This is a genomic window from Clostridium vincentii, from assembly GCF_002995745.1.
In the GTDB taxonomy this organism is placed as follows: domain Bacteria; phylum Bacillota; class Clostridia; order Clostridiales; family Clostridiaceae; genus Clostridium; species Clostridium vincentii.
Window position 1 is genome coordinate 1 of record NZ_PVXQ01000086.1, and the last position, 1065, is coordinate 1065.

The window sequence follows — 1065 nt, forward strand, 5'->3', positions numbered from 1 at the left end:
CATGTGCAATATATATATGCTTGTCGCCATTGCGAAACCCATAGTGATGTAACACCTATTATTAAAGCTGAAGTTCCACAACCTGTTATTAAAGGAAGTATAGCTTCGCCATCGACTGTAGCATATATTATGTCTCAAAAATATGTTAACGCCATGCCGTTGTACCGTCAGGAAAAAGAATTTGAAAGACTTGGTATAGGTATCTCAAGACAAACTATGGCTAATTGGGTTATAAAATGCTCTAATGACTGGCTGGAGCCATTATATTCTGCTATGAGAAAACTCTTAATAAGAAGAGATGTTATTCATGCAGACGAAACAGTACTTCAAGTTTTAAAAGAACCTGGTAAAAAGGCACAGTCTAATTCCTACATGTGGCTATATAGAACTAGTGGTGATACAGACTCTGCCATAGTTCTATACGAATACCAACCAGATAGAACTGCCAAACGAGCAAAACAATTTCTGGAAGGATTTCAGGGTTATTTACATGTGGATGGATATGCAGCATATCATAATCTCCCGGCTGATATCAGCGTGTGCGGCTGCTGGAGTCATGTCAGAAGAAAATTTGATGAGGCTTTAAAATCCATAAAACCTTCAGAATGTATTGGGTCTCAATCATTACAAGGTAAAACCTATTGCGACAAACTTTTTGCGATAGAAAAATCTCTTGATAAATGTACAATTGAGGAAAGATATATAAAACGTCAAGAACTTTCAAAACCCATTTTGAAGGACTTTTTAGCATGGCTAAAAACATCCGATGTACTTCCAAAGACCGCTTTAGGAAAGGCAATATACTATGCATTATCTCAATGGAAGTATTTAGAGAACTATCTCTTAGATGGACGATGTGAAATAAGCAATAACCGTGCTGAAAGAAGTATAAAACCTTTTGTTATAGGAAGGAAAAATTTCTTATTCTCCGATACGGTTCGCGGTGCGAAGGCAAGCGCAACAATCTATAGTATTGTAGAAACTGCCAAAGAAAATGGTTTAAACCCAATGAAATATTTAACTTTTCTATTTGAGAAAATTCCTAATATGGATTTCAAAAATGAT

General features: G+C 35.9%; 1 protein-coding gene. It reads left to right on the forward strand.

The window, feature by feature from the left end; translation table 11 throughout:
• Positions 1-1065, forward strand: a 1065-nt coding sequence (gene tnpC / locus CLVI_RS17150; RefSeq protein ID WP_106061456.1) for an IS66 family transposase, incomplete at both ends; no start/stop codon positions are given.